The organism is Leptospira weilii serovar Ranarum str. ICFT, assembly GCF_000332415.1.
Taxonomy (GTDB): Bacteria; Spirochaetota; Leptospiria; order Leptospirales; family Leptospiraceae; genus Leptospira; species Leptospira weilii_A.
Genome location: NZ_AOHC02000041.1, coordinates 284,811 through 311,299, shown reverse-complemented (window position 1 = coordinate 311,299; position 26,489 = coordinate 284,811). Strand labels below are relative to the sequence as shown.

The following is a 26,489-nucleotide window of genomic DNA, read 5'->3' as shown; positions in this document are numbered from 1 at the left end:
AGGTAATTAAAAATATGAGCCAAAACACGATTCACAAAATTGCGGTTAAAAAAAGAACGGAAACCGGTAAAAACGAAAACAATCGTCTCCGTTCCTCCGGAATGATCCCCGTAAATATTATCGGAGCCGGAGTTGCAACTTCCGGCGCGGTCAACGAGAAAGAACTTGAAAAGATGGTTCATTCCGGAATCCGCCAGTCCACTCTGATCGAACTCGACGTAGAAGGTCAAGGCCGACAAAAAGTATTCGTGAAAGAAATCCAAAGATTTCCCGAAATCGACAGAATCCGTCACGTGGATTTTTATAAGGTCGTACCGGGTCAAAAGATCGTTACCAAAATCGGTATCGAAACGACCGGAATCGCGAAAGGTTCCAAAACCGGCGGCCAATTCGAACATATCATTCACGAACTACGCGTTAAGACGATCCCTGAAGATCTTCTGGAAAATCTTACGATAGACGTTACCGATCTCGACGTGGGTGATGCGATTAAGATCAGTCAATTGAAAGTTCCTGCGAGTTGGGAAATTTTAATCAACGGTGATCCGATCGTGACCTCCGTGAATAAAACAAAAGCTCTTCTTGCCGCTGAAAGAGCGGAAGCTAAAGGCGCTGACGACGCTAAAGCTAAGAAAGGTAAGAAGTAATACGAAACATCCGTCAGATCTAATCTGATAAAAACAGATAGGTATTCATGAAGCTGATCGTCGGACTCGGAAATCCAGGGGACAGATACAACAATAACCGCTCAAACATCGGTTTCAAAATTTTGGATGTTATCGCAAATAACATCAATGTTGAAATTAAGACCAAGAAGAAGAAGTCCCTAATCGGTCGCGGTGATTTTGAGGGAGAAGAAGTTGTACTTTTAAAGCCTCAGACCTTCAGTGATCTGTCAGGCGAGTCCGTTTTATACATCGCTTCGTTTTTAAAAATCCAAGTGGGGGAAATTCTTGTCATCCAAGAAGACTGGATTCTTCCGCTCGGAAGAATCGTCGTCGATAAGGGAACCCAAGAAACCGATCACCCCGGAGTGAAATCCATCATTCAATCTCTTCGTTCCCCTAATTTTATTCGAATTAGAATCGGAATCCAGAACGAAGGATTCAATCTGAAAACTCGGGATTCTTTTTTGAAGGAAGATTTCGAACCGATGGAAAACTTAAGTTTGATTCAGATCATCAACGACGCGGAAGCCGCGATTCGTTCGATTTCTCTCGGAGATATCGACGACGTAATCGAAAAATATCATCTTTGACTTAAAAAAAAATCCGCAGGATTTTTCGTTTCCTTCCGAATTCCTTTTAGAAGGTTTCGGCTAATTCTTCCTTGCCTTTTTGAAGAAACGTGAAATCCTATCAGAGAAGGAACCTCTTGCCTGTTTTGTGTATCTCACAGGCGTCTAAGTTAACGGGAGAACTCCATGAACAAGAACTTAAAAAACGTATTTTTCGTTTTAATCATTATGATGGTCGTTTTGATCATCGCCTACAATTATGAAAATAACGCAGGCGCAACCAAGGATATCTCCTACTCCGACTTTTTGAATATGGTCGAACCCGTGGAGGGAAAAAAACCTCTCGGTAAGTTGTATAAAGGAAACGTTGACAAGTACAACAAAATCCAAATCGAAAAAGACGTGATCGAAGGTTTTTACATTCCTTCCGAATACGCGGAATCCAAAACCGCAAAACCCGTAAAGTTCAGAACGACGGTCGCTCCTTTGGACAAGGATCTGATCTCTTCGTTAAGAAGAGCTAACGTTTCCTTCGACGCTCGTTCCGCAGAGGAAGGAAAATTTTGGAGTGTGATCGGAAGTAATATTCTACTTATCGTAATTTTAATCGGTCTCTTCTGGTTCATCATGATGAGACAGATTCAATCCACCGGAAACAAAGCGTTCTCCTTTGGGAAATCCAAAGCGAAGATGAGCGTGGATCCGAAAGTAAAAATCACCTTTGAAGACGTCGCGGGTTGTGAAGAAGCCAAAGCGGAATTGGTCGAAATCATCGAATTTCTCAAAGATCCTAAAAAGTTTCACGCGATCGGCGCGAGAATTCCCACCGGTGTTTTGTTAGTCGGTCCTCCGGGTACGGGTAAAACCTTACTCGCAAGAGCCGTTGCGGGGGAAGCGGGTGTTCCCTTCTTTTCCATTTCCGGTTCGGATTTCGTGGAGATGTTCGTCGGGGTCGGAGCTTCCAGAGTAAGGGACTTGTTCGACCAAGGTAAGAAAAATTCTCCTTGTATCATTTTTATCGACGAGATCGACGCGGTCGGCCGTTTGAGAGGAGCCGGACTCGGAGGCGGTCACGACGAAAGAGAACAAACTCTGAATCAGATGCTCGTGGAAATGGACGGTTTTGAAAAGAACGAGGGTGTGATCGTAATGGCTGCGACAAACCGCGCCGATGTTCTCGATCCCGCTCTTCTTCGTCCGGGTCGTTTCGATCGTCAGGTCATGGTGGATCTTCCGGACATCCGAGGAAGAGAAGAAATTCTAAAAGTACATTCCCGTAAGGTTCCGATGACCAGCGATATTTCCCTGCATTCGATTGCGAGAGGAACCCCCGGTTTTACGGGAGCGGATCTTGCGAACCTCATCAACGAAGGCGCGTTACTCGCCGCTCGTAAAAATAAAAAAAGAGTCACTCAAGACGAACTCGAAGAAGCTCGCGATAAGGTAATGATGGGACCGGAAAGAAAATCATTTTTCATTTCCGAAAAGGAAAAAGAAGTTATCGCGTATCACGAAGCCGGTCACGCAATCCTCGGAACCCTTCTTCCATACACCGAGCCGGTTCATAAGGTTACGATCATTCCCAGAGGACGCGCACTTGGACTGACACAATCTCTTCCAAAAGAAGACAAACACATTCTCCCCAAGACATATTGGTTGGATCAGATTGTCGTGGCGATGGGAGGTTTTATCGCCGAGGAATTCAAGTTCGGCGTAACTTCCACCGGATCCAGCAACGACATTCAACAAGCTTCCAACATCGCGCGTAAGATGGTTTGCGAGTGGGGAATGTCCGAAAAACTCGGAACCGTAAATTACAGCGGAGACCAAGCAAACGTTTTTATCGGAAGAGACATGGGTCATAGCACCAAATATTATTCCGAAGAATTTGCGGCGATGATCGACAAGGAAGTTCGTGAAATTATTTTGATCTGTTTGAACAAGGGGCGGGATCTGGTTCGTAAAAACGCTTCCAAGTTCGAAGGTTTAGCGAAAGCTCTTCTCGCCAAAGAAACCATTTCTCACGAGGAATTGATGGCGATCGTACATCCGGCGAGCGAAGAAGGCACAAAAAAAAAGCCGGAAAAAACCGTGAAATCTAAAAAACAAAACGGAATTAAAACGAATCCAGCTTACAACGAATGAAACATTGGCTGTTTAAGACGGAACCCGACGTCTTTTCGATCGACGACCTTTACAACGCTCCTTCTCGGATTGCACCTTGGGAAGGTGTCAGGAATTATCAGGCCCGAAATTTCTTGCGTGATAGTATTCAAAAAGAAGATTTGGTTCTCTTTTATCATAGCAGGGCCAATCCCCTTTCCATTGTGGGAATTGCGGAAGTTGTAAAACCCGGTTATTCGGATCATTTCGCTTTCGATCCTAAGAGTAAGTATTTCGATCCTAAGAGTAAAACCGAAAACCCGACGTGGTATATGGTGGATATTAAATTCAAAAAGAAATTTCCCGAGCCCGTTACGACGGAAGAAATGAAAAAACACAAACAATTGAAGAATATGGTGCTTCTACAGAAAGGATCGCGCCTTTCCATCCAACCTGTTTCCCCTGCGGAGTTTCAGTTCATTCTGGGACTTGCGGGTGTGAAACTTTGACTCCCCAAAACTCAAATTTTCGATTTCGAAAAAACTCAAAGTCGGAAACTCAATGTTACGCTTTTTGCATATTCAGGAGCTCGGACGGCTTTACTTTTTGAATCCCATGCGACGCTATCTACAAAACGTATTGCAGATGATCGGCCGGGATTCTTTTCATACCCGTTGCGTCGGGCAAGGTATAACGGAATTTTTGTCGAGACGGTTTACCGATGTTTTTTCTTTTCTCATCTTGATCTTCATCGGAATTCTTTTTGCGGTTCCTAAGGACGTTATCTCCCAGACAAAAACGAACTTTTTAACCGAAGAATTCGTATTCTTTCTTTCGAGTGAAATGCGAGGAGAATATCTCGGAAAGAATCTTCAAATATTAGAAGATTCTAAAAATGTAATTCGAATCGAGGACTTTTCAAATTTAAACTTTAATCCCGATTGGAAAAATTTCCAAAAGGAAACTCTTTCCAAAGGATTTACGCGTTCTTCCTTTTGGATTCGATTCAAGACGCGTTATAAAAACCGCGAATTGGGTTTTCATCCTTGGTTTTTGGAATTAGCCAATCCGGCGGCGGAAGAATTTGTAGTTTATAAAAAAATTTCCGGCTTTCCGATTCGTTACGAAGAGATCCCAAAAGAACAGAATATACGTTATTTTCATCCCGTCTATCGTCTCGTTTCCCAAAATTCGATCACGGACGAATATCTAATTCGCGTATCGTCTCGTAGATCTTTGATTTTGAATTTTAAGACCTGGAGCGTGTACGAGTTCATCGTAAACGTTCAGATTCAAAATATTTTGTTCGGTTTATTTTTCGGCGCGATTTTGGTGATGCTTGTTTACAACGGTTTTGTGTTGTTTACGGTAAGGGAAGCGGGTTATCTTTTTTACGTTTTATATCTTTTGTTTTTTACGTTGTGGCAGTTGTCCGTCACGGGCGTCGGCAATCAGTATCTCTTTCCGGGCGTTTTAAAAATTTGGAACGACTTTTTGGTTCCGTTCGCATACCTTGCAATCGTTTTTTCGATTCAATTTACGAGGTCGTTTTTACACACATATCGGAATACGAAGGTTATCGATCGAATTTTGATTCTTTTTACGATTCCAGGTTCGGTCGGATGTATACTTTCCATTTTCGATATATTCTATTTTTGGAATATGCAGGCTTTAACTTTACTTCCGATTTTTGCTTCGGTGATAATCATCTACGCGGGAATCGATCGTTATCGGCGAGGATATAGACCGGCCCGATTTTTTCTTTTGGCTTGGTCGGTTTTAATCGTTTTTATTCTCGTTACCGTTTTGAAAAATTTTTCCGTTTTGCCGAGTAATTTGTTCACCGATTGGGGATCTTTGATCGGTTCTTTGTTTGAAATGACACTTCTTTCTTTTGCGCTGGCGGATCGATTTAAATCCTTACAAGCGGAAAGCCTACAAACGAACGTTGCCGCGTACGAAAATCAGATCAAACTTTCCGAGATCGAACAGGAACTCAGGATCGCCAGAGAACTTCAGAAATCGATTCTTCCCGATAAACTTCCGAAAATAGAAGGGATCGAACTTTCTGTGAGGACGGAATGCGCCAGTTTCGTGGGTGGAGACTTCTACGACTTCCACGATTACGGAGACGGAAGACTCGGGGTTTTTATCAGCGATGTTTCGGGTCACGGAATTCCCGCCGCGATTATTGCTTCAATGGTTAAGTTGGCCTTTTCGATCGAAGTGAGGAAAATGGCCGAACCGGCGGACTTATTAAAGAACGTTAACCGCGCTTTGATGGGAAAATACGGAAAACATTTTATTACCGCCGCCTATTTGATCGTCGATTTAAACAAAGATATCATAACGTATTCGAATGCGGGTCATCCTCCGATTGCGATTCTCAATCAATCCGGTGAATTCAGGGAAATATTTTTACCCGGTTGGATCATGGGACTGGACGGAAATCTTAAAAACGGAGAACTGATGATTCCGATCAAACGGAACGATCGAATCGTTTTATTTACGGACGGCGTCACCGAAGCTCGCAATAAGTTCGGTCAGATGTTCGGTTATCAAAAGTTTTACGATCTTTTAAAATCCAATTCCAAAATTCAAGGTCGAATCTTAAATCAAATCGTGTTCGATACCGTAAGAACTTGGTCCGGGAGAGAGGATCAATTCGAAGACGATATCACTCTGTTGATTCTGGATTTGAACGGAAAAGGGGAGAAGGATGCCGAAGAAGCGATTGCTTCTCCGTATCAGGAGATTTCCAAAACAGGAAGTTAAGCAGGTCTGATCTCCGCGAGTTTGTCGAATGGCGGCTAACGTGATCAAACCCGGATAAGATCCGTCCGCGGCCGAAAGGTTTGATCGTTATTTCTTAAGATCCTTCAAATAAGAAATCAGTTCCGGAGAAACCTGAATCGGCCGTTTGCGGTAGGTTTTTTGTATTCCTTCTTGAATTCCTTATGACAAGACTTACAGGATTGCTCATAGTCTTTCGACTTCAACGCTTCCTGGGAAATTTCGTTCCATTTCGCTTTTTGTTCGTCGAGCGCAAAGTTCGGAAGTTCGATTAGAATCTTTTCGATGTATTCCGGTTTTCCCTTTTTGGCGGCTTGACAGCGGGTTTTGCATAGTCTTCCATAAAATTATGAACGTTGTTTCGATTTTGCGCACCGATTGGGCTGAAAGAGTTGCGGTTAATATAATGGAATAGATTGTGAAAATGTAGATCGTTTTTTTCATTTGGTTCTCCTGTGTAGAGAATTTTTTGAAACGAATATAACCTTTAAATTCTAAAAGATTTTAATTCTTATTTTACGTATTCATTATGAAGGTTATTTAAGATTCTAATTGCAAAGAATTCTGTCAATCTTAGAAGAACCTGATAACGTCCAAATTCTTTCGTATATTTAAGCATCGACGAGAAGGCTCTCCTTGCGATTGAGAATGTATAAGCAAATTCAAAAAAAGAAGAACCTGAAATGAGGGCGGAAGAAGAGATAGAAACTATTTACGCAACTGGAGGAGGAAAATGGTGAAAAAAATCGAAATTCCCTTAGACGATCTAAAACGTATTTTTAAATTTTTAGAAAACGTTCATGATTGGATGCATCAGCCGTTGTACTATCGAAATATAGAACTCGTTGAAAAGTTTGTTAATGAAAATTATGAGGAAGTAAAAGAACTCTATTATCATGTTATTTGGAATCGACTACCTGAGGGAACTCGGAATGAAATAGAAGAAAATTAGTTTTTTCTGATTTTATATACCGACTTTGTTTTTTGGAAACTCAAAAGATACGTGTTTACAACGCGGAAACGACCGAGGCGGGGTCAAGAAATTGGTATTATAAAAATAGCATATTGAGTCAATGGAACTCAATTTCTTGACCGGAGCTGAGGGCGCGGTCCTGCCGTTTCGCCGAACTGTGATTTCGGATTGATCCCGGCAGGAGCCGCCCCTCTCAAACAAATCGGTAAAAAAAAGAGACGCCTTAAAGCATCTCTTTTTTATTCTTAATTTTCAGCGCGTCCCAAAACCTAATTTTACTTTATCAGAAAGATCAAGCTTGCTGGGTAACTAAAACGTCCCGCTTCTTTCGGAACGGGTTCTTATATGAAAAGAAAATGAATTAAAGATTTCCAAGAACGGACTGATATCTTTGAGCTTCTTTTTCGAGCGCTTGCGCTTGTCTCAGATATTTTTGAGATTGAACATTGCTCGTTACAAATTTTCCGCCTGTGGACCTTCTTGCAAGTTCGCGCAGTTCTTCCGATCTAGTCGCTTTTTGTTGCGCAATCGCTTTCAAATAATTTCCAACGGCCGTTTTCTGTTCCTTAGTAACCGCACTCTCAACGATCGCTTTTTCCAAAAGTTGATCCTCAACTTCTTCCGATACGGCAAATGCTGCGCTCGTAGCGAAAAAGCCGAGAAGGGAAATTACAGAAATCAGTCTGCTTATTTTCATGATTGAAACCTCAGATGAGTATTTTTTTGAAGAACGAATCTTCAATACTCATTTGACCTACCTACCCCAAGAAATAAATCAAAAAAAATTTTCTTACCTCCTTTTATTAAAAATTCATTCAAATACTTTATAAATTCTGTATATTCTATTTTTATTAAACATATCCGACTAAAAGCGGCTCGAAAAATACATTATTACTTTAGTGAGCTTAGTTTTTAAGATTTCACCTTTGCAATTGATCACGATGAATACAATATAAGAAAGTATGCCTAATCGGAATACGATTGTCCGACTTGGATACAATCATCTTCATTTTATAAACAATTCCTCTTAAAATTGCTTTTAAAAACGGAGAAATTGCATTCATTATAATCACTTAAAGTCTCATTTTGAAAAAAATAAGAATAAATGTTAAACTAATAAACATTGCTTAATTTTTAAGCATTTATTTTTAAAAGAAACTGAAATAATATTAAGCAAATTCTCGAAAAAACGAAGAGATCTTATCTAAAGTGAAATTGAGTTCTCCAAAATTCGTCAAACTGACTCATTTCAGCTTAAGGATTTTTTAGTTGAGTTTTTTGAACAAGCAGGAGTTCCCACATTTCAAATGGCGAGCGATTATAACGAACCCATAATTCTTGGATCTGAAGATAAATCTGTCGGAATTACGACAATCCTCCGTGAAAAGCTCGGCCCTATCGAACGACCCTTAGGGAGTGAGATTGAGTTTAGGAAGCGTTGTGCTTTAGTTTCCCCCGCATTTGGGCGGCGGAGAAGAAACTCTATTTCGCTCTCTAAGGATCGCGAAATAGGTGGTGGGAAGACTCGTGAGACTTTTCCCTATCAGAAAATCATACTTTCTGCGAGTAAAAAGTTTCATTCTTGTCGGAACACTTGAAAAATGTGCGTTTTTGATCCTTCTGATTCCAAAACCCATCTCAACTTGCGGGGCGGTTATGGTTAGTGAGTAGCAGTTAGGTCAAAATTTTTCCAGTTGTGGCCTTCAATGAGACATAATAATTATCCTCAATAAAAGTCTTTTGAGGAAACCTCTAAAACCCACATTTTTTAAAAATCTATATTCTAGAATTCTTTAGAAGAGCGTATTGCGTTTATCCAAAGATTAAAACGAAAGCTTTAGAAGGTTCCTTAGAAAAGGAAGATTCTACTTTTTCGGCCTACAAAATCCAGATATTGTAAAGAGCAAAAAAAAATTCTCCCAAAATCCTCAAAACAAGATAAAACCAAATTGAATATTGAAAACTTTATGGGAGTTCCCGCAAAGTTTTCAAAAAATTAAAAAGATAAACCTAAAAAAATTTCAATTTTACGAATCGCCGTTCTCCAAATCATGAGAATTTGGAAGAGGAGAAACCATGAAATACCTTCACACCATGATACGAGTCTTAGATCTTGAAAAAGCTCTCGATTTTTTCTGTATGACTCTTGAACTCGTCGTCGTTCGTAAAAAAGAACACCCTGAAGGTAAATATACTTTGGTGTTTTTATCAACCGGAGAAACCGACGCGCCTGAAATCGAATTAACTTATAACTGGGGACAAAAAGAAACTTATACAAGCGGAAGGAACTTCGGTCATTTGGCGTTCGAAGTGGAAAATATTTACGAAACTTGTTCCAGAATCGTTTCCAGAGGAATCACGATCAACCGCCCTCCCCGCGACGGAAGAATGGCTTTCCTACGCTCCCCCGATCTCATCTCGATCGAACTCCTACAAAAAGGGCACGCACTTCCACCGGAAGAACCTTGGATGTCCATGCCCAACACGGGAGAATGGTAAATTCGATTTTTTCCGTAAAAAATAACCTACGGATCCTATTCGACTTTCAAAATCGAACAACTTCTTCGTCCATACAGGAATAAATCGATTTAAAAAACAGAACGCAGAAACGAAAAAAATAATTATAAAATTATAATTTTATAAAATACTAATTCAATCCTGCGATATCTCAAATCGACTTTCAACCCTTTGAAAAGGATTTATAGTTGATTACGATTTGTTCCACATTTTTTCGGAAGTCTGCGGCCATGGATTCCGGGAGAATTTTCCGAATCGAGTCCCTTGCTTCGATCAACAATGGAAAAAGTCCTTCCCGGTTTGTGACCTTAAGTCGAAACGAATCCCTGGAAAATTCTTCATAAGGAATTTCCGATATTGAATTTCGAACTTTGTAAGAGAATTCGGGATCGCAAACCAATTCCACTTCCATCGGATCGTGAACCTGAAAAAGCGCCGGATGCAAAACCCAGTCCTGCGAATTCTCTCTTTTTTGTCCTTGAGGTTGATAGAGTGAATTTTCCGCAATCGTTTCCACTCTCGTGATTTTCGGAATGATAAATCTTCTTCTTTCTTTTTTCTTTCTGTCGTAAGCGAGAAGATAATAGTCCTCGGAATTTTTCCGGATCAATCGAATCGGATCGACTTCCACTCGATAGGTTTCTTCCGGAAACGTTTTGTAATATAAAAACTGAACGGGAGATTTTGTTTTTAAAGCCTCTAAAAGTTTTTTTAAAAGTTCTTCCGACGCGCTTCCTTCCGCCTGACTCAAGGACTTCTGCGTTTTCAAATCCATTTCCAACTCGGGATAAACGTCCAATTTACCTTCAAATAATTTTTGAGACAAGGAATACAATTCTAAAGAAGGAGCTTCCTGATACGATCTGAGAATCGTTTCCGCAAGAACCCGCAATTCTTCCTTTTCCAATCGCAATTCCCGATTGGCTACGTTTCGATCGAGAACGTAACCTTCCTGCGTGGAACGTACAAAAAAACCGAGTTCTCCCAACTCCTCCAGGTCTCTGGAAAGTTTTTTTCGATCGGAATCCGGATTTTCCAAATTCTGATAATGATCCGGAAGCAAAGAACGGATTTTTGTAAAACTCATCGGGGAATGCCGACCGAGTAGATTGAATAATAAAGCGGAAAGCCTGGATTCCGTTTTTCCGGCTTCTTTTACGGGAATCGGAAAATCTTCCTCATCCTCGTTCCAGTTTTGAGTTTCTGACATAGCTGAAACTTTCCGAAACTTCAAATTCTAATCAACTCGAAAACCACTTGAACCCATTCGCTTTTTCTGCAAAATCTCCCATTGTAAACTTTACTCAAAGGAATTAAAATGAATACGATTTTGAATTACATCATTCCCCACACGATCGGTCTCATTCTCATCGGGATCGGTTGGTATATCAGCATCTTGAATGTGGGATTGACCCGTTTTACGGAAAACGTCCTGATTACGAAATGGACGATCGGCGGCCTGGCCCTGATCATAACTGGCGCTTATCTTCCTGAAATCTGGATCGGCATCCGAAATCTTTTCAAGAAGAAGTAAAAATTGAAAAATCCAAAGAACCGGATGATGAGAATCCGGTTTTTTCTTTTTTACTACGCAACTGCAACCGGTAATTTTGAGCTGCGCGCTATCGCCGGATTTTCATGATTCAAAAAGGTTCGTCTCGACCTGTTTCCAATAACGTCGCTTATTAATAAAATTAAACAGACACGAATTAAAAGTTAGTAGGTAAAATAAAACAACTAAATACTCAAACTTTTATTTCACAAACGTTAACTACTCTCTTTTAAAAACAAAAATCATTGACTTGAACAATCGCTTCTTTTTTATGCCTTCTCATAGGAGTTTTTTAGTGAAAAAAATCACATCATTCTGTTTTACACTCACATTAATCTTTACCATGATGAACGGCTGTAGTTCTTTAATAAAAGAAGCAGAGGACGAATCCTTCAAAAATCTTTTGCTACTGATTGCGCTTAGTCGTGTTAGCACCCAACCGTCATCATACTACGTTTCAGCCCAAGTAAACGCATCTTCGCTTAACAATCAAGGTGTCGCAAATATTTCGGTTCACAGCGGATCCTCCTGTACGGGTAATATTGTAACGAGTGCAAATAACGTGGCTGGGCTAAATGTAAAAACCTTAAACGTAACCAAAGGCACATTTTCAGTGAGAGTTTTTTCTGGGACCGATAGCTATTGTTCATCTGAATTTACTCTCAGTGAAAGTAAATTTGCAGCATCTTGTTTCGTGAACACAACTTCTATAACCTGTTTATAGATATCCTTCAAGGGAAGGAGTAAAACTCCTTCCTGAAATCTGGATCGGCATCCGAAATCTTTTCAAGAAGAAGTAAGAATTAAAAAATCCAAAGAACCGGATGATGAGAATCCGGTTTTTTCTTTTTTGGCGTATTTTTTTGATCCGCCGGTCTTCTTTACTTTACAAACTATTGAGTATATTATAATGTACGAATATATAGTCATTCCAAACACGTCGAAGGAAGCAATTTTCTCAATCTTTTAAAAATATTCCCCACAGCAAACCATATTCATAAATTCAATTGTCAAACTAAAACAAATTCCAAAGCCGATTTGGCTTCTGCGTAAATTTATTTTTTCCTTACTGCAATTACAATTGGAGGATTTTATGAAAAAGAAAATTTTCGTTGGCTGCGTTACGCTCATCTTATCGATTTTTTTTTCGGATGCAATCCAACCGGAATCGGCACAAACGATACGTAGAATCTCAAGGAGCAAGCCTTACTCGCTTCGTTGTTATTTTTTTGGAAGGAAATAAAAATCGAATTTCCGTTTCGGTGAACAGCACATCCTTAAACAACCAAGGAACCGCAAATGTAAGCGTTTACTCGGGAGCAGGTTGCACCGGAACTTCGATCTTGAACGAGAATGGTATCGTAGCGACAACGTCAAAAACGTTTATTCTTGCGGACGTGGGAACCTATTCCGTCAAAGCAAGCGCCGGAGCGAAACACCGCATGTTCGGCTCCCGCAATTGTACTTTCCGAAAGTAAAAGATCCAGCGTTTGTTCCGTAAATCTTACGACTTTGGATTGCCTCTAAAACTTTTAGCGTGAGTTCCTACTTTTGTTTTTTGAACCAAATGACGGGATTCGTATTTGTAGGAACTGCAACGTCTTTCTGAAACTCGTTTTATCTTTGCAGGAGTTCCTACTTTTTTACGGAAAACGACTTCACTCATGAAAAATTCCGTCCTTTCCAGGACGAATCTCAATTTTCGCTGGAGTTCCCACAAAATCCCGGTTCCAGAGCGAATTTTTCTTGTACTTTTTGGATCCTCCCACAACCTGCGTTTGTAAGGCAAAGAAAAAGATCTTTACGAGATCGAATTCAAGTGCATAATGCGACATAATTAAATTATAAGAGCCTATGTTGGATATGAGTAGCACCGAAACTGAAATTCTGGAAAAAAATCCCAAAAAAAAGACAGAAATCGAATTTCACAAACCCACTCTTTCCAGAGAGGACTTGAAAACCGTTCTGGAATGTCTCGTCGAAGACCACCTAACTACCGGAAATGTAACGACACGTTTTGAAAAAACGTTCGCCTCCACCTTTCGTTACAAACAAGTCATTTCCAGCAATCATCTCACTTCTGCCTATCACCTTGCTCTTCTTGCGCTCGAAATCCAAGCGGGCGATAAAATTGCAATTTCAACCTTCGCACCCGTTTCCGCACTCGATGCGATTTTTCTCTTAAAGGCCACTCCGATCGTAATCGATTTGGACAAAAATTCTTTCCATTTGAGTCCGGAAGGACTGGCTGCGGCTTTGGAAGAATCTTCCATAAAAGCGATCATTCTGGATCATTCTTTTGGATCCATCGCCGACGCAAAACGTTACGACTTTAAAGGAATTCCGGTTATCGAAGATATTTCCGAAGTTTTAGGTGCGCAAAGCGCGACATTCACTCCGGGGAAACAGGGAAACATTGCGGTTTGCGGACTATCCGTGGATCAGATGATCACAACCGGAAACGGTGCGATGATCATTACCGATCAGGAAGCGCTGGCTAAAAAAATACGCGCAATGAAAGCGGGAAAAGAACCCTACCAAAGAAAAGAAGGGCAACCGAAATTGGATTACAATTTGATCGACTACCAAGCCGCGCTTGGAATCGAACAACTTTCCAAAATCGGAATCATCTTAGAAAGAAAAAGAAAAATCGCACAGGTTTATCTTCAATCCATCTCCGGAACTTCGGTAAAAACTTGGTACGGGGATCCGAACCTGGACACGTTCAATCGTTTTATCATTCTCGCTCCGGGAAGTTACGAGCAGGTGGAAAGATATTTCCGTTCCTTACACATCGGAACTCAAAAAGTAACAGAAGAACCGATTCATCATATTTTAGAACTTCCGAATACGAATTTTCCCAATGGGGAAAGGCTTTTTCAAAGAGGTCACTGTATTCCGGTTTATCCTAACTTGACAAAAGATAATATCCAAAGAATTTCCCAGGCAATTCGTAGAATTTACTAATCAAGAAAAACGTTACGGTTTTTCCGAATACTCTATGTTCGTTTCAACGAATAGTATGATTAACGTGAGTTGGGTTTAACCCAATGCGAAAGCGATTGTCCACAAAAAATAGAGAAGAATACTTTTCCCTATTTTGAGTAAAGTTATGCTTCTTATGGATCGGCATTCAAAAAAAGATTGAGTTCTTTCGATTCGCAAATATCGATTTCCGAAAGATTTTATTCTTTCGAGGTTGTTTTTCAAATCGATGGATTTCCAAACAAACTATCTATAAATTCGCAGATTCTATTCCGATAGAAAGAGAACTTTCATTGGATTCGAAAATAACAATCAACAGAATACGATGATAAACTATTTTGAGAGTAAAGATATTCAAAATTTCTTTACAAAAATTTGATATTGATATCTTTTTTAAGAAGTTCGGCGTCCATTGGTAAGTTATACTGAGGTAGTCCATGAATATCGCCCGCCTATCGATCAAACGACCTATTTTTATTTGCAGTATCGTTCTTCTAATGCTTCTCACCGGTTGGGTCGCTTTGGGAAGAATGGGAGTGGATCTTTTTCCGGACGTAAACATTCCCGTTGTCTCCGTTGCCACCATTTATCCGGGAGCCGGTCCGGAAGAAATCGAAGAGCTCGTTTCCAAACCGTTGGAAGAAGAACTCTCTTCCATCTCCGGTCTGAAAAAAATTTCTTCCAGAAACCAGGAAGGTGTCTCGGTCGTATTCGGCGAGTTCACGCTCGACACGGACATCAAATACGCGGAACAACAATTCCGAGATAAAGTCGGTCTCGTAAAACCGAAACTTCCCACGGGAATCAAAGAACCGAAAGTGGTTCGTTTCGATCCGGCGGATCAGCCGGTTGTTCGTCTTGCCTTATTTGCGGATTTGGATCAGTCCAAACTTTACGACCTCGCAAAAGAAACCGTTAAAGCAAGATTGGAACAGGTTCAAGGAGTCGGCTCGGTTAAACTCGTCGGCGGAACCAGAAGGGAAATTCAAATCGAACTGGACCGAGACAAACTGATTTCCTATCAAATGCCGACGGTCGTGATCGCCAATAGATTGAAAACCGCAGGTTTGAACGTTCCGGTCGGAAAGTTCGAGACGGGTACTAAAGAAACTTCTTATAGAACTTTGGGTAGATACGAATCTCTTTCTCAAATCGAAAACACGATCGTTTCCTTCAGCGGCGAAGTGGGGAACGCGATTCTCATCAAACAATTAGGAACCGTCCGCGACGGTACGGAGGACGAAGAAACCATCGGTTATCTCTGGGCTTCGAAAGAGGACAACACCGTTGGAGAAAAAGTTTCCTTCTTCACAAAAATCGGAAACCTCTTCAAAGGAAAAAAAGATAACGCAGCTTCGGTGAAGGAGATCAAACCGGCTCTGTTCATCGACGTTTACAAACAATCGGGCGCCAATACCGTTTCCGTTGCGGACGAGGTTCTCAAACGAATCGGTAAACTCAACGAAGGAATTCAGAACTTAGACGGAAAACCGAAAATCCGTCTGATTCGGGACGGATCGAAATGGATTCGTTATAACGTAGAAGACGTGACCGAAGCGATCGTAATCGGAATTTTACTCGCGGTCATTACCGTTTACTTCTTTTTAGGAAACTTTCGTTCTACGGTTATTACGGGACTTGCGCTTCCGAACTCCATGCTCGGCGCTTTCGTTTTAATGTGGGCGATGGGTTTTACCATCAACGTTATGACTCTTTTGGCTCTTTCCTTGGCGGTGGGCTTACTCGTCGACGACGCGATCGTGGTTCGGGAAAATATTTTCCGAAAACTGGAGGAAGGAAAAGGAGTTATGGAAGCGGCGGAAACCGGAACTACGGAAGTAACGTTAGCCGTCATCGGAACCTCCTTAACTGTGATCGCGGTGTTTTTGCCGGTGGGGTTTCTTTCCGGGATCGTAGGACAGTTTTTCAAACAATTCGGTTTAACGGTCGTATTTGCGATGCTCATTTCTCTTTTCGACGGTCTCGCGGTCGCACCGATGCTTTCCGCCTATTTCGCCGGAAAAATCGATCACAACGCAAAACCGAATAAGGCCGTAGAACTTTTCGACAAATTCCAAACCTGGCTCGAAAGACAGTATGGAAAAGTAATGAAAGTCGCACTGAAAAGACCGGGAATCGTTCTTTTGATTTCTCTCGGAATTTTTATTCTTTCGATCCTTTCCTTAAAATTGGTGAAAAGTACATTCTTACCCGCAAACGATCAGGGAGAGTTCTTAGTCACGTTGGACTTACCGCCCGGAACCAGTCTCAACGGAACCAGACAGGTCGCGGATCAGGTCCTGGACGTTTTGAAAAAAATTCCGGAAATGGAAATGATCGCGGTAACGATCGGTAAACCGGACGGAGGAGAACCGAACGCGGGAACTCTCGCCATTACATTAGTAGATTCTAAAAAACGAAAACGTAATACGACTCAGGTAAAGGACGAAATCCGCGAACTTTTACAACCTTTCGCGTATGCAAGACCTGCGGTATCCGATTATAGCGCCGTCGGCGGAGGAATTCAATATCCGTTCCAGCTTGTGATCAAAGGAGAAAATCTCGCCGAAATGGAAGCGTATTCCAAAAAGGTGGTCTCAAGATTAAAATCCCTATCCGATCTTGCGGACCTCGATACGGATTACAGAGCCGGAAAACCGGAATATCAAATTCATTTGGACAATATGAAAATGCAACTCGTGGGAGTTCTTCCCGGAGTTGCGGGTTCCGAACTTCGTTATCAGATCGCGGGCGACGAGGTCAGTAAATTTTACGATAAAGGAATCGAATACGTAGTCAAGATGAGACTTCGTCCCGATCAAAGAAACTTGAGAATGGCGTACGGACAAACCAAAGTTCCGAACATCGCCAACAAACTCATTCCACTTTCCGCGATCAGCGTCGGAAAGGAAACCGCCGGACCTTCTCGGATCAACCGAATCGATCGTGCAAGAACCATCGTGATCCAGGCGAACTTAGCGCCGGGAGGTGCGGTCCAAGACGCGACCAAAATTACGGATGAAATTCTCAGAAAGGAACTTCCTCCGCCGCCCGGAATTCGATACAACTTCCAAGGACAGTCCGAAGACTTCAAAGAACTTTTGGCGAACATCGTTCTCGCATTCGGCTTGGCTCTTGTGTTCATTTATCTCGTACTCGCTTCCTTGTATGAATCTTTTATCACGCCGGTTACGATTTTGTTCGCGATTCCTCCCGCGATCTCGGGAGCCTTCTTCGCACTCGCGCTTACGAACGAGATGCTGAATTTATTCTCGATGATCGGTTTGATTCTTCTCATGGGTCTCGTTGCAAAGAACTCGATTCTTCTTGTGGATTACGCAATGCAAGCGATGCGTGAAAAAGGTATGTCTCGAAACGACGCGATCTACGAAGCGGGACTGGTCCGGCTTAGACCGATCTTAATGACTTCCCTTGCGATGATTATGGGAACCGTTCCGATCGCGCTCGGATTCGGGGAAGCGGCTAAATCCAGAACCGCGATGGGGATCGCGATCATCGGAGGATTGATTCTTTCCACGGTAGTAACGCTCGTGGTTGTACCGTCGATTTTCGGATTTATCGATCGATTCAGAGAATGGATCGAAAGTAAATTCCGGCCCGAGTATGATATGAACACGGCTCAACACGGACATTCTTCCGGTAAACAAGAGGTTCGCGAAAAACAATGGAATTTCATTCAGGAAGAAGTGGAAGTGGAACTTCCCAAAAAATCCGAGTCGAAAAAACCCAAAAAATAATATTAGATTTTTTGAATGGAGAACCCGTATCCAACGGGTTCTCCGCAAATTTCCCGCCGATTAAAAACCTTTCCGAACCGCCGCGATTGAAACGATCGAAATTTCAATAGGAGCCTCAAACGATAGTTTCAAATTCAAACCTTTTATTTCTTTCTCCGGAAGGAAATAAGTTTGATCCAAAATTATCAAACATCCACTTTGGAAAATAAGAAAACGAACGGATTTGAAAATTCGGGGAGATCGATAGAAATCGTATGAAACTTGCAAAGGAAATAATTACTTCCAAGGATTCAAAAATCGGAGTGATGAAGTTGGTGTCGGACGGACCGATGACGCTTACACTTCCGTTGATACGCGAAATGGGTAATATCCTGGGGGAATTTACCATGGACCAAGACATCCGAGCGGGAATCATTTCCGGACCCGACGGGGATTTTTGTGTGGGCCTTGATCCGGACGCGATTCTCAATGCGTCCACCGATGAGATCTCCAAAATCATGGCCGGAATTTTTGAGATGTTCGGATCGCTCATGAGTTTTCCAAAACCATTGATTGCGGAAGTGGGCGGAAACGCGGTCGGAGGCGGAGCGATCATCGCCTATTGTTGCGACTACAGATACATGGTGGACGGAAAGGGAAGAATCGGTTTCGCGGAACCGTTAGTCGGCTTGCCGATCACAACGGCGTTGATTCTTAGAATGAGACAGGTGATGGTACCGTCCTTCGTATCGGAAGCGGCGTTGGAAGGCGCGCTTTACAAACCCGCTGAAGCGGTACGGAACGGATTGTTAAGCGAAGTGGGCGTTTCCTTAGAAGAATTGAGAAAAAAATCCTTGAGCAAGATCAATGTCCTCAACCGAATTCCCGCGTCTGCGACGGTCGAAACAAAAAGAGCTTTGAACAGAGAAGCGTTGGAAGCGGCAAAGGCCGCGCCGAAAGAACTCGGCGAACTTTTTAAAAAACAACCCGCTATGCTCAAAAACCTTTTGGAAGCGATGAAGGCGAACAAAGAAAAAAGAAGACCTTCGATGACCCACGAAGCGAACTACGCATAAGAAAAAACTAAAATGCCACTGTGACCTGAATTGCGACCCTTAGAAAGTAATTCATTGAGTTCAAGGAGCCGTGGCGTTTTAGTTTCCCCGCTATTTACATTTTCGATAAAGTAAACCCGATAATATTTTGAGGCGGCTCCCGCTCCATTTTTTTGGAATTAGAATCTTATGTTTTTCTTCTATAAAACTTCAATCCGGACCAAATATCCGAAACGGCGCAGACTTTTACGTCCACAATTCCCAATTCCAAGCCGATTTCACGAACGATATTTTCATTGATATCGGTCTGGACCTTCGAGGAACCTTTGGGCCAGGAAATCCAAATCATACCCTTTTTCCCCAAGTGTTCCACAAGTTTAGGAAACTGTTTCCGTAGATCCTCGGATTCTTTCACAAATATATGCAAATAGTCGAATGAACCCTTTAAGGTTTTTATCATTTCCACGTTTCCAAGATGATCCGTAAGATCCTTTTGAACTTCTTCCGGAAGATCTTTAAAAAACGCTTTCATACCCGCTTTGAGTCCGAGTTTATCTCCCAAAGATTTGCCTGAATATCCCGCCATTATTTTTCCCGATTTTCCCCGATTCTTTTATCCATAAAATCCAAATATTCTTTTATCGTTGCCGTATGACCGAAAACGAATTTGAAAAAAACGAAAGACCGGAGAAAAAACCTTATCGTTTTCGGTGATCTTCAGTTTTTCCCTCCGACAACGGAACTCAATTCGAAAGTCCAAGAACCTCCGAATGTTCTTAAAACAACGGGAACGGCCGCTTAAAAATATATTATAATCTTTTAAAACATCGTTTCCGTTTTGAAAAGCCTTTATCTACGTTGATACGTAAAAAATCCGAGCTTACCGTAAAACAAAAACCTTTCGATTATTGATGGATATAACCCCAACTTTCCAAAATCTTACGCACTTCTTTTCCCATAGCCGCCTCTTCCTCGGACTCTTTGCCGCCGGAGAAACCGGTATGATAGTATAAAAACGGAATTTCGGAAGAAGTATATCGATACGGATCTTTTCCCAGAGAAACGTAATCCGGTTCGTATCGTAAAATTTCCGACACAACGTCGGAACGAATCCCCCACTTACCCACGCGATAATCCTCGTGTTTCCCGTCTCTCAAAATCCGAAGGTTAAAACTCGGGGAAACGTCCACGGTTTTTACGGTCAAAACCTGATCAGAATCGTTTGATTCATTCAAAATTCTTAAAGTAATATTTTTCGAATCCTCTTGTAAAACGTTCGAACTTCCCGTAAAATCATAACGATAAATTCCACCCTTAACAAAAAGACGGACTTCACGATCGCAAGTTTTTTCACACTTGGGAAGTCGCAAAAAAAAGGAATTTTTATCCAGATGATTTTCTTTTAAGACGTTCCTCGCTTCGTTTAACAAGGGAAGATCGGAAGAGGAAATGTTTTTCAATTCTTTCGGATCCTTTTGCAAGTCGTACAATTCTTCGGGCATCTTGTGTGGAATTCCTTCCCTTGACCTCCGAACGGAATCGTAACCCGGATATCTTCGTATGTATTTAAAATCCTTGGTGAGAATGGATTCGGAATATCTTCCCTCTGTATAAATGACGGGCTCGAACTCCGGTCCTTTTTCACCGAAAATCGCTTTGGAATAATCGTTTCCTTTTAACTTTCCTTCCGGATACGAAATCCGATTGAGACCGAGCAAAGTAGGCGTCAAAGAAAGAAGGGAAACCTGATTTTCAAATTCTCTTTTTTGAATGCGATTCAGGAACGACTTCGGCGGATGTATGATCCAAGGAACTCGAATCTCTTTTTCGTAATGTGTTTCCCCGTGTGCGTAAACGGTTTCGGCAATAAAATGATGATGGTAATAATGCGACTTCTCAAGCAACTCGCCGTGATCGCTCGTAATTACGATCCAAGAATCCTCGAAAAGACCCTGCTTTTTTAATTCCTCGAAAATTCTTCCCAAAAGAGCGTCCGTGTAACGAATTTCTCCGAGATATTTTTTTTGGTATTCGTCCAACTCGTTCCAAAGCAAAGGATCGGACGCGTCTTTCAATTCCTGCAAATATTTTGCGGGAGGTCGATAACCCCAGTGCGGAGTATTCAGATTGAGATGCAAAAAGAACAAGTCTTCCCTGTGTTCTTGAAAGAAAGTTTCCGCCCTGGAAACCAATTCTTCCGTATCCAAAGTATCCTTTCCCACCTGTTGAATATTATGAAATCCTAAATCGACTCCCACCGAAGTATAGTCCATTAGAAAAACGTTATTCATAATACTTTCCGTAAAATATCCCTCTTCTCGAAACGCGTTCGGTAATGTCAGAGGTTTTTTGGAATAGAAAATCTTTCTTTGTTGGCCGGAAGTATAAAACCAGGCGTTTCCAAGTCCGAGATTGGACGCGATCTCGGAAGTAAAAAAGGAAAGCATAGAGGGTTTCGTCCAATTTCCATTTGCGATCGTTTTTTTGAATACGATTGATTCCTTGGAAAATAAGTCCAGCGCCGGCGTTGTCGGAAACGGGGAACCGCCGGACGACAAGGAATCCTGCCTGAACGCGTCGATCACGATCAAAATCACATTCTTTTTTTCTGTATTTTGTTTTTCTAATAGAACCGGAGAACCCAAAAACAATCCGGAACCGGACTTGGAATCCCATCGAATTTTAAGAAACGATTTCGATTTACAATTCATCTTTTCCGGCACATCTTGCGTTCCGAAAAGTTTTAAACTTTGCGGACTCTGTTTTTCATTCTTACTTAAGTTTTTGTCGTTCCGAGATTGTAAAGAAACGGAATAACGATTCCATTCTTCCTTTTGCGATTTGAAATTTTGTTCGAAGATTTTGATATCATCCAATAAGATCCGCAAATCTCCGTCCCCGGCGGTTCCGTTCGAAAGCAGCGCGGCGTAAAATTGAAAAAGATTTCCGCAAACGTCCGAACTCGAATCCTTTAATTTTAGAATACATTCCTCTCCGGCCGGAACAAAAACGGAATCCTGCGACTCGTTGATATAAAGAGACTCGTCCGTATAAAGAGTCATCTGAACGTTCTTCCAACGATCCTTAGGATTTAAATGAGAATATCTTCCCGGATTTTTTTTCCAATGAGATCGAAACTTCTCGATCTCACGATTCGTATCGCCCGTACATTGAAACTCGTCGTTTTTGAGAAGACGCGTAAGATCCCCTTTAACCACGTTCTTATCCGAACTCGAAATTCGATTACATCCTTCCAAAATCGGAATTGAAAGTACAAGAATCATAAACATCCGATCGAACGACCCTAAGAGTGAGATCTGAGTTAGAGAACGAGCCGCCGAGTTCACGCGGCTTAACCTCTCTGATAAAGAAAAATTAAGTTTTTGAGAAAGGTGCGAGAACATGAATCCAAGAAACTCGTTTCGTTTTTTGAGACAACAGAAAAGAACCTTCTGATCGGAATGAATTTTTCCCAAACGAAATTTTTTTCTCTTTTCAAAGGAGTCTTTGTGTTTATAACACGTCTCGCTATGTCATGGGTTAATTCTTACAATCTACAAGACGATGTTTTCGCGGGAAGCGGAGAATCAAAAATCTTTTATCGTACCTACCAACCTAAGGAAGGTAGGAAAGGAAACCGAGTTCTCGTCGTTCAACACGGAATCGGAGAACACAGCGGACGTTACGAATTCTTAGTGGAAGCTTTTGCAGGAACCGGAACGGCGTTTTATCTCATCGATTCCAGAGGACACGGACGTTCCGAGGGAAAACGAGGCGCGGTGGATTCTTTCTCGGATTTTCTTTCCGACTTGGACAAACTCATTTCGATCGCAAAGGAAAAAGAAAAGGTTTCGAAGGTCACTCTACTCGGTCACTCGATGGGAGCCGCAATTTCCACATTCTATGCCGAAGAAGGCAGCAATCAAGGAAGTCTGAACGCGCTCGTTATTTCCGCCCTTCCGATCCGAGTGAAAACGGATCTCGTGATGAAAATCAAAAAGGGAATCGCTCCTTTGATGTCCGATCTTTTGCCGAACCTGACCCTTCCTACCGGATTGAACATTCATTTCTTGAGCCATGATAAGTCCGTGGTCGAGGCTTACAGAACCGACCCGCTCGTTCACGGAATGGCTTCGGCCTATCTCGGTAACATGCTTTTGAACAGCGAAGAACCGATTTTAGCCAACGCCGGAAAAATCAAAATTCCGATTTATATCTTTCACGGAAAGGAAGACAATATCGCCGATTACACCGGAAGCGAAAGTTTTTTTGAAGTTGTAGGCGCCTCCGATAAAACCCTCAAGATCTACGAAGGTCTTTATCACGAAACGATGAACGAACGATTAGAAGACAGAACCAAGGTTTTAACCGATTTAAAGAAATGGTTTGAATCCCACTCCAACTGACAGACAGAACGTTTGTTCTGTTTTTCTCTAAAAAAATCATCGACCGGATTCTTCCGTTCCGGTAAGATTGAATTCGGTCAAAAGCCCTTTTTAAAAACAAAACTCAGGAACTTTATATGTCAGTAAAAGGAATATCCAAAGACCTGATCGGAACCAAACTGGATCGCTACGAATTCGACGTAGAAAGAGGAAAGATCCGCGAGTTCTGTCAGGCAATCGGAGAAACCAATCCGATCCATTTCGATGTGGAAGCCGCTAAAAAAGCGGGTTACGAAGATATCACCGCTCCTCCGACCTATCCGACCGTAATTCAATTTTGGGGTTATCCTAAAATTTGGCAGGATATGGAAAACATGGGAGTGGACACTTCCCGGATTCTTCACTTAAAGGAAAAATACACGTATCTAAAACCGATTTATCCGGGAAGAGTTTCTTCTCAAGGCGAATGTATCAACGTAACCGTCGGCAAAATGGATACGATGACGTTCAAAACTACGGTTAAAAACGCAAAAGGCGAAACGATCGTAGAACAGGAAATGTCCATCTTCATCAGAAAACCGGAGGTATGATATGAGTAAAATTGAATATGATAAAATCGAGGTCGGATACGAACTTCCTCCCTTAAAAACGGACGTTATCACCCACGCAAACTTGGTTCGTTACGCGGGCGCATCCGGAGATTTTAATCCGATTCACAACGATCCCGACTTCGCTCGTAAGACCGGACTTGACGGAACGATCGCACACGGTATGTATGTGATGGCGCAACTCGGAAAACTCTGCACTTCTTGGGTGGATCAAAAACAAATCAAAGAATTCGGAGTTACGTTTAAAAACATGACCAAACCCGGCCAAAAACTCACCTGCACCGGAAAAGTAAAACGTAAGAAAGAAGAGAACGGCGAGAAATTGATTACGGTTTCCCTGGAAGTCGTCGACGATTCCGGAGAAATCAAATGTTCCGGCGAAATGGTAATTATCGCTTAAACTTTTTTGGACGAATAAGATTCCACGGCTATGACGGTGATATCGTCGTAACGTGGATTTTCCCCTCTCGTTAATTCTTCTATTTTAATGATCTCTTGGATTAATTCGTTCAGCCCGCGTTCTCTTCCTTCGTGAAGGGTTTTTGTGATCAGTTCCATGTTGTACTGTTTCGTATTTAAGGAATCCTTCATGCGATTTTCTATCAGTCCGTCCGAGAACAATAAAAGTCTCGAACCCGTCGGAAATGCGATTGTTTTGGAAACGATCTCCAAAGATTCGAACAAACCGAGAATCGGCCCGGTCTTGTGAATTAAGGAAGGAAATTCTCCGGGTAGTTGAAGAATTTGATCGGGATGCCCCGCGGACGCGTATGTAAATTCCTCTTTTTGAATATTGATGTCCCCGATCATACAAGGAAAGATACTTTCCAAAGAATCGAATTTTTTTAAGAACCTGAAATTCAATTCCTTAAGAATCTGAGCCGGATTTTCCAGATTCTTCAGCTCTTCGTATTCCGTCTTTAAAGCCATCGTCATCAAGGACGCCTGAACTCCGTGACCGACCGCGTCCGCAATCACCACTCTTACTTTTCCGGGCAAAATTTCGGATATGTCCAAAAAGTCGCCTCCCACTTTTTCAAGAGGTTTGTATTCGTAATAAAATCGGATTCCGGAAATGGTTCGATCCAAAGGAGTCAAAATTTTTCTCTGAACGTTCTGAGCGATTTCCAATTCTCGATTGATCTGAACGATGTTATCGTTTAAAACGCGGGTTCTATCTTCGATCTTTTGAACCAACTGCTCTTTCATCTCGAACAACTCCAAATTCGAAGTTCTCAAGTTAAGAGCCAATTCCCTCGTTTCGGCGAACTTTCTGGATCTTTCGGAGGCGAGAAGAAGAGACTGGAGAAATACGAAAAAAACGAGGGCGTAATGCGAAGTTTGAATACTGCCCGTTTGTAAAACTCTCGCATAGAATAAATCCACAAGCACCGCGATAAAAAGAATTCCGGAACCGTAGAGAATGTAGGTGTAATTTCTTTCCTTATCGAAATCGATCTTCAGAATCGTGTAAAACAAATAACAAATCGTAACGAGAATGAAGTAATGATAGATCGAAATATTCCGATTATTGAACTCCATATCCCCGAATAAGGTTACGATGGAAAACAATATCGAAAAAACCACTCCCGCATTGATGAGTTTTCGGCTTACGTACGGAGCGAATACCGAACTGAAAAACAAAAGAAAAAACGGAACTCCCACCGACAAAGTCAAATGATTGATCTTATTGATCCAAGTCCAAGGGATCTGAGGAAAAAATAACATGAGTATTTTAGAATTTATTAAAGATGTTCTGAGGCAAATCACAAGGCTGTACATTCCGAAATACAGAGGGGACACGCTACTTCTTAAATAAAGATATTGGAATATATGATAAATTCCCATGATCAGGAGACTGCTGAAAGAGAATATGTCGAAAAACAGGGTGATCGCCCTCGAAACTCCGGCGGAATCGGAAGGCCCGATCGAAATGGGAAGTAAAACTCCCGGCATCGTGGAGGCGTAATTTGATACGAAAATTTCGATTTGTATTTCGTCTTTGTCCGCAAAAAATAAAAAGTCTCTCGGTTCGATTCTTGGAATCGTAGAATCGGCGTCGAAGCCGGGCGTTCCGCATTCACCGACGGTTTCTCCGTTAATCTTAACTCGATACGCGGAAGCTACCGCTCCCAAAGTTACGGAAAGAATTTTCTTTTTCCAAACTTCCGGAAGAAAAACTTTCAATCTATACGTGGCATAACCGAACTTCGGATAAGCCGGATGATTTTTGGATTCGTTGGTCCAAGCGCCGGGGATTCCGATAAATTCGTTGGAATGATTTTCGATTCCCACACCCGGTTCCTGAAGCCAATGGAACTCCCATTCTCCGTTGAGTTTGGTCATCCCGAAATCCGGGTCTTGAATGCCTCTGAGATCGATTTTACCTTGGTAGGCCCTGAGTCCGTCCCGCGCTTGCCAAGGAGAAGAGATCATGACAAGAATGATGAGCGCAAACGGACCGATTAAGAAAAAAAATATTTTTGAAAATTGCATCTCGAATTCAGATCCGTTCGGAATTAAAATTGGAATTCAATTCAAAGG

Annotated in this window: 21 protein-coding genes and 2 pseudogenes; 15 read left to right on the top strand and 8 right to left on the bottom strand. The window is 41.9% G+C overall.

Annotated elements, in window-relative coordinates:
* The first annotated feature begins 14 nt into the window (after positions 1-14).
* The 5 genes from LEP1GSC060_RS14670 (at position 15) to LEP1GSC060_RS14650 (ending at position 6,115) form a co-directional block, all read left to right on the top strand.
* Positions 15-647 (top strand): 50S ribosomal protein L25/general stress protein Ctc, encoded by a 633-nt coding sequence (locus tag LEP1GSC060_RS14670; protein WP_003006749.1) that lies wholly within the window; start codon positions 15-17, stop codon positions 645-647.
* Between the two features lie 47 nt (positions 648-694).
* Positions 695-1,258 carry an aminoacyl-tRNA hydrolase gene (gene pth / locus LEP1GSC060_RS14665; protein ID WP_003006538.1) on the top strand — a complete coding sequence of 188 codons (564 nt, stop codon included), beginning with the start codon at positions 695-697 and terminating at the stop codon, positions 1,256-1,258.
* Positions 1,259-1,423: 165 nt separating this feature from the next.
* On the top strand, positions 1,424-3,382 hold the full coding sequence (ftsH, locus tag LEP1GSC060_RS14660; protein WP_003005765.1) for an ATP-dependent zinc metalloprotease FtsH: 1,959 nt from the start codon (positions 1,424-1,426) through the stop codon (positions 3,380-3,382).
* Positions 3,379-3,849 (top strand): EVE domain-containing protein, encoded by a 471-nt coding sequence (locus LEP1GSC060_RS14655; protein ID WP_003005914.1) that lies wholly within the window; start codon positions 3,379-3,381, stop codon positions 3,847-3,849. The genes ftsH and LEP1GSC060_RS14655 overlap by 4 nt, the downstream gene beginning before the upstream one ends.
* Before the next feature lie 52 nt (positions 3,850-3,901).
* On the top strand, positions 3,902-6,115 hold the full coding sequence (locus tag LEP1GSC060_RS14650; RefSeq protein ID WP_003006773.1) for a 7TM diverse intracellular signaling domain-containing protein: 2,214 nt from the start codon (positions 3,902-3,904) through the stop codon (positions 6,113-6,115).
* A gap of 87 nt (positions 6,116-6,202) precedes the next feature.
* On the opposite strand, the pseudogene LEP1GSC060_RS14645 reads toward LEP1GSC060_RS14650, so the two are convergent.
* Positions 6,203-6,577: pseudogene (locus tag LEP1GSC060_RS14645) on the bottom strand (hypothetical protein).
* 289 nt (positions 6,578-6,866) lie between these two features.
* Here LEP1GSC060_RS14645 and LEP1GSC060_RS14640 point away from each other — a divergent pair.
* Positions 6,867-7,085 carry a hypothetical protein gene (locus LEP1GSC060_RS14640; RefSeq protein ID WP_036096553.1) on the top strand — a complete coding sequence of 73 codons (219 nt, stop codon included), beginning with the start codon at positions 6,867-6,869 and terminating at the stop codon, positions 7,083-7,085.
* Between the two features lie 382 nt (positions 7,086-7,467).
* On the opposite strand, the gene LEP1GSC060_RS14635 is transcribed toward LEP1GSC060_RS14640, so the two are convergent.
* Positions 7,468-7,803: an LIC10421/LIC12816 family protein gene (locus LEP1GSC060_RS14635; RefSeq protein ID WP_003005836.1), complete on the bottom strand. Its 336-nt coding sequence runs from the start codon at positions 7,801-7,803 to the stop codon at positions 7,468-7,470.
* Positions 7,804-9,182: 1,379 nt separating this feature from the next.
* Between LEP1GSC060_RS14635 and LEP1GSC060_RS14625 the strand changes: the two genes are divergently transcribed.
* The gene (locus tag LEP1GSC060_RS14625) at positions 9,183-9,605 is read left to right on the top strand and encodes a VOC family protein (RefSeq protein WP_003006550.1); all 423 of its coding nucleotides are present in this window, start codon (positions 9,183-9,185) and stop codon (positions 9,603-9,605) included.
* 181 nt (positions 9,606-9,786) lie between these two features.
* On the opposite strand, the gene LEP1GSC060_RS14620 is transcribed toward LEP1GSC060_RS14625, so the two are convergent.
* Complete coding sequence (locus LEP1GSC060_RS14620) at positions 9,787-10,833, bottom strand: helix-turn-helix transcriptional regulator (protein WP_003006284.1); 1,047 nt, start codon at positions 10,831-10,833, stop codon at positions 9,787-9,789.
* Positions 10,834-10,941: 108 nt separating this feature from the next.
* Here LEP1GSC060_RS14620 and LEP1GSC060_RS14615 point away from each other — a divergent pair, with 108 nt between their 5' ends.
* Both LEP1GSC060_RS14615 and LEP1GSC060_RS14610 read left to right on the top strand, forming a co-directional pair.
* Entirely contained in the window at positions 10,942-11,157 is a 216-nt protein-coding gene (locus LEP1GSC060_RS14615; RefSeq protein WP_003006481.1) for a hypothetical protein, read from the top strand.
* A gap of 1,280 nt (positions 11,158-12,437) precedes the next feature.
* On the top strand, positions 12,438-12,653 hold the full coding sequence (locus tag LEP1GSC060_RS14610; RefSeq protein WP_196221655.1) for a hypothetical protein: 216 nt from the start codon (positions 12,438-12,440) through the stop codon (positions 12,651-12,653).
* Between the two features lie 26 nt (positions 12,654-12,679).
* Here the strand turns inward: LEP1GSC060_RS14610 and LEP1GSC060_RS20640 are convergent, their stop codons facing one another.
* The gene (locus tag LEP1GSC060_RS20640; protein WP_003005748.1) at positions 12,680-12,841 is read right to left on the bottom strand and encodes a hypothetical protein; all 162 of its coding nucleotides are present in this window, start codon (positions 12,839-12,841) and stop codon (positions 12,680-12,682) included.
* Positions 12,842-13,038: 197 nt separating this feature from the next.
* Here LEP1GSC060_RS20640 and LEP1GSC060_RS14605 point away from each other — a divergent pair, with 197 nt between their 5' ends.
* From LEP1GSC060_RS14605 to LEP1GSC060_RS14595, 3 genes are all read left to right on the top strand, one after another.
* The gene (locus tag LEP1GSC060_RS14605; RefSeq protein WP_036096647.1) at positions 13,039-14,142 is read left to right on the top strand and encodes a DegT/DnrJ/EryC1/StrS family aminotransferase; all 1,104 of its coding nucleotides are present in this window, start codon (positions 13,039-13,041) and stop codon (positions 14,140-14,142) included.
* A gap of 455 nt (positions 14,143-14,597) precedes the next feature.
* A complete protein-coding gene (locus LEP1GSC060_RS14600; protein ID WP_003006269.1) occupies positions 14,598-17,918 on the top strand; it encodes an efflux RND transporter permease subunit in 3,321 nt (1,106 codons plus the stop codon).
* 254 nt (positions 17,919-18,172) lie between these two features.
* Positions 18,173-18,973 carry an enoyl-CoA hydratase/isomerase family protein gene (locus LEP1GSC060_RS14595; protein ID WP_003006580.1) on the top strand — a complete coding sequence of 267 codons (801 nt, stop codon included), beginning with the start codon at positions 18,173-18,175 and terminating at the stop codon, positions 18,971-18,973.
* A gap of 166 nt (positions 18,974-19,139) precedes the next feature.
* On the opposite strand, the gene LEP1GSC060_RS14590 is transcribed toward LEP1GSC060_RS14595, so the two are convergent.
* The 3 genes and pseudogenes from LEP1GSC060_RS14590 to LEP1GSC060_RS14585 form a co-directional block, all read right to left on the bottom strand.
* A complete protein-coding gene (locus LEP1GSC060_RS14590; protein WP_003005912.1) occupies positions 19,140-19,538 on the bottom strand; it encodes a DUF3052 family protein in 399 nt (132 codons plus the stop codon).
* A pseudogene (locus LEP1GSC060_RS20635) lies at positions 19,538-19,729 on the bottom strand (LIC10604 family protein); the annotation flags it as partial. The pseudogene LEP1GSC060_RS20635 and the gene LEP1GSC060_RS14590, both read right to left, overlap by 1 nt.
* Positions 19,730-19,857: 128 nt before the next feature.
* Positions 19,858-22,242: a sulfatase gene (locus LEP1GSC060_RS14585; RefSeq protein WP_080634583.1), complete on the bottom strand. Its 2,385-nt coding sequence runs from the start codon at positions 22,240-22,242 to the stop codon at positions 19,858-19,860.
* Positions 22,243-22,413: 171 nt separating this feature from the next.
* On the opposite strand from LEP1GSC060_RS14585, the gene LEP1GSC060_RS14580 reads away from it, so the two are divergent.
* From LEP1GSC060_RS14580 to LEP1GSC060_RS14570, 3 genes are all read left to right on the top strand, one after another.
* Complete coding sequence (locus tag LEP1GSC060_RS14580) at positions 22,414-23,358, top strand: alpha/beta hydrolase (RefSeq protein ID WP_036096543.1); 945 nt, start codon at positions 22,414-22,416, stop codon at positions 23,356-23,358.
* Positions 23,359-23,474: 116 nt separating this feature from the next.
* A complete protein-coding gene (locus LEP1GSC060_RS14575) occupies positions 23,475-23,927 on the top strand; it encodes an FAS1-like dehydratase domain-containing protein (protein ID WP_003006787.1) in 453 nt (150 codons plus the stop codon).
* 1 nt (position 23,928) lies between these two features.
* Entirely contained in the window at positions 23,929-24,345 is a 417-nt protein-coding gene (locus LEP1GSC060_RS14570) for a MaoC family dehydratase (protein WP_003005987.1), read from the top strand.
* On the opposite strand, the gene LEP1GSC060_RS14565 is transcribed toward LEP1GSC060_RS14570, so the two are convergent.
* Entirely contained in the window at positions 24,342-26,441 is a 2,100-nt protein-coding gene (locus LEP1GSC060_RS14565; protein ID WP_036096542.1) for a SpoIIE family protein phosphatase, read from the bottom strand. The genes LEP1GSC060_RS14570 and LEP1GSC060_RS14565 overlap by 4 nt on opposite strands.
* Between the last annotated feature and the right edge of the window lie 48 nt (positions 26,442-26,489).